This is a genomic window from Vibrio sp. 970 (assembly GCF_033339075.1).
The window spans coordinates 1-555 of the sequence record NZ_JAWOTW010000663.1; the positions used below are offsets into that span (position 1 = coordinate 1).

At 45.6% G+C, this 555-nt stretch carries 1 protein-coding gene; it reads right to left on the reverse strand.

Going from position 1 to position 555, the window contains the following annotated elements; all coding sequences use genetic code 11:
- The coding region (tilS, locus tag R7Q11_RS28490) for a tRNA lysidine(34) synthetase TilS (protein WP_225467268.1) at positions 1-555 on the reverse strand (555 nt) is incomplete at both ends.

The window sequence follows — 555 nt, forward strand, 5'->3', positions numbered from 1 at the left end:
CAAAATCGGGATCTGACGACGTAACCAGCTTGGCACATTGTATTCTTGGAATAACTTTTTCAGTTTACGACTGCGACTACGTGTTGTGGGGTGTGCCGACAAACCTTCGGGATTGAAAGTAACCCTCAATAACTCGGGGGGTGATGGCAGCGAAATATTTGGCTTATGAGAACCCGAACTAAGCGTTAACGTCCCCAAACTCTCAGGTAAAACCAGTGGCTCATCGATTTGGATATGGCCTTGCCAACTCGTCACATCGGCATAAGGCCTAACCCAGTACAATTTGTTTTGGAAGCGTCGGATCTCTCCTTGTTTGAGTTTAAGCTTTGGATTGGCATCTTGTTGTGCCAATGCCACTTCTTGCCAAATCAAGCGCAATTGAGTTTGACTCGGCATATTGGCATTCAATTTACTCAACCACATACGAATCAAACGCGCTTGAGCTAATTCACTATGGATAGCTAACTCATCAATACTTAAGCTCAAATCCGCCTGTAGAGCACGCGCAAACACCGAACCTAGGAGCTCATCCAATAACGATTCTTGCTGAGCACA